Origin of the sequence: Rhodococcus sp. BP22, assembly GCF_014281965.1 — a bacterium.
In the GTDB taxonomy this organism is placed as follows: domain Bacteria; phylum Actinomycetota; class Actinomycetes; order Mycobacteriales; family Mycobacteriaceae; genus Rhodococcoides.
In genome coordinates this window covers 1-2,482 of sequence record NZ_JACFTB010000018.1, presented here as the reverse complement: position 1 = coordinate 2,482, position 2,482 = coordinate 1, and the positions used below count along the sequence as shown (strand labels likewise).

1 protein-coding gene is annotated in these 2,482 nt (G+C 62.4%); it reads right to left on the bottom strand.

Annotated elements, in window-relative coordinates; genetic code table 11:
- Window positions 1-2,482, bottom strand: a 2,482-nt coding sequence (locus H2510_RS20505; protein ID WP_186630119.1) for a condensation domain-containing protein, incomplete at both ends; no start/stop codon positions are given.

The window sequence follows — 2,482 nt, the reverse complement described above, 5'->3', positions numbered from 1 at the left end:
CTCCGCGTTGATCTCTGCCGGACGGCCGTCCGCGGTCGTGCCGTCGAAGATGGTCAATTGGAGATCGGTCTTGGCCAGCGGCGAATTGACGTCGACGGGAGTAAGCGTCAACCCCGGTAGTTCGAGGCTGGCTCGGGTCATGTTCTGGAACGACAGACCGACCTGGAACAACGGGTTTCGGGCCGTCGACCGAACCGGGTTGAGCACCTCCACGAGCCGCTCGAACGGCACATCCGCATGCGCGAATGCCTGCAGATCGGTTTCCCGAGTCTGCGCCAACAACTCCTCGAACGTCATCGAAGAATCGACCCGACTACGGAAAACCAACGTGTTGACGAACATCCCGATCATGTCGTCCAATGCCTTGTCCCCGCGACCGGCGACCGGAGTGCCCACGGCAATATCCGATGCATTCGACAACCTGGCGAGCAATACTGCGAATGCAGCGTGCATCGTCATGAACAATGTCGTGTGGTGCTTGCGTGACAGTTCCAGAAGCGCACGATGGAGCTCTGCATCCACGGTGAACCGAACGGAATCGCCACGGAAGCTCTGATGCGCGGGTCGAGGTCGATCAGACGGCATGTCCAGCTGGTCCGGAAGCCCGGCCAGTGCGGTCTTCCAGTACGACACCTGCTGCGAGGCAATCGAATCCGGATCTTTCTCGCTACCGAGGGTCTCGCGCTGCCACAGCGCGTAATCGGCGTACTGCACCGGCAACGGAGCCCAAGCAGGGGCCTCACCGGCAGACCGCGCCGCATACGCCACCATCACATCACGCACGAGTGGCGCCATGGAAGCACCGTCCGCAGACACGTGATGGATGACGAACGCAAGGACGTACTCGTCCTCTGCCAACTTGAACAGCTTCGCGGCCCGCGGAATCTCGGTCGTGACGTCGAAGGCCGTCATCATCAAATCGATGACACGGTGACGTACATCGTCTTCCTGGACGTCGGCGATCACCAAACTCGCGTTCGCCTCACCGACGGGCAGAATCTTCTGGTGCGGGCCCTCCATCGAGTCCGGGTACACCGTGCGGAGAGATTCGTGGCGGGCGATCAGATCGGCCACAGCGGCCGCGAGAGCAGGGACGTTGAGTTTACCGCTCAACCGAACTGCGAACGGGATGTTGTCGACGGCCGAGGTGGTGTCGTACTGGTTGAGGAACCAATAACGCTGCTGCGCCAAGGACAGCGGTATCTGCGCCGGGCGGTCGACAGCGACGAGTGCCCGCTGCCCGCCACTACCGACTTGGCTGGCGATGCGCGCGGCGAGCTCGGCGACGCTGGATGCCTCGAACAGTTCGCGCACGCCGATCTTGGTGTTGAGAACCTGCCCCAACCTGGAGACGAGCTGTGTGGCGATCAGCGAGTTGCCACCGAGTTCGAAGAAGTCGTCGTCGAGTCCTACTCGTTCGAGACCGAGAACTCCGGCGAAGGTATCGGCGACGATCTCCTCCACCGGTGTGGTGGGTACGCGGAACTCTTTGATCTCCACGACCGGGGCCGGCAAAGCCTTACGGTCGAGCTTCCCGCTCGACCCGAGCGGGAACTCCTCGAGTTCGACGAAGACGGACGGAACCATGTACTCGGCCAACTTGGAGCCGAGGGCGGTCCGAATCGCCGCGCTGTCGAAGTCCGCAGAGTCCGTGACGACGTAGGCCACCAGTTGCTCGTCTCGGACCAGTACTGCGGCCTGAGAAATCGAATTCTGTTCCAGCAGAATGGTCTCGATCTCGCCGAGCTCGATGCGCAAACCGCGGAGCTTGACCTGGAAGTCACTGCGACCCACGTAGTCGAGCTCACCGCCAGCATTCCAACGAACGACATCGCCCGTTCGGTAGAGCCGCTCACCGCGAACGCGGGCCTCCGGTACCGGATGCGCGACGAACCGATCTGCCGTCAAGTCGGGACGGCCGACGTATCCCCGTGCCAACTGCACGCCCGCGAGATAGAGCTCGCCCTCGACGCCGACGGGGACCGGGGAGAGCCGACGGTCCAACACGAAGACACGGGTGTTCCACACCGGCGCGCCGATAGGAATGACCGTCTCGCCCGGCCGCACCTGATGGAAGGTGACGTCGACCGCGGCTTCTGTCGGGCCGTACAGGTTGTGCAGCGAAATGTGCGGCAGGGCCGAGAACACTCGCTCAGCTGTGGCCGTCGGAAGCGCTTCGCCGGACGCGAATATCATCCGCAGATTTGGCAACCGAGTCTCGCGCGCCTCGAGTTCGGAGACGAAGACCGCAAGCATCGACGGAACGAAGTGCATGGTGGTCACGGATTCGTCGGCGATCACTCGGGCGAGATAGTTCGGATCGCGATGACCGTCGGGAATCGCGACGACGATCGAGGCACCCACCTGAAGTGCCCAGAAGAACTCCCAGACGGATACATCGAAGGTGAACGGAGTCTTCTGCAGGACAACGTCGCTCGCGGTCAGGCAATAGGTGTCCTGCATCCACAGAAGCCGGTTGACG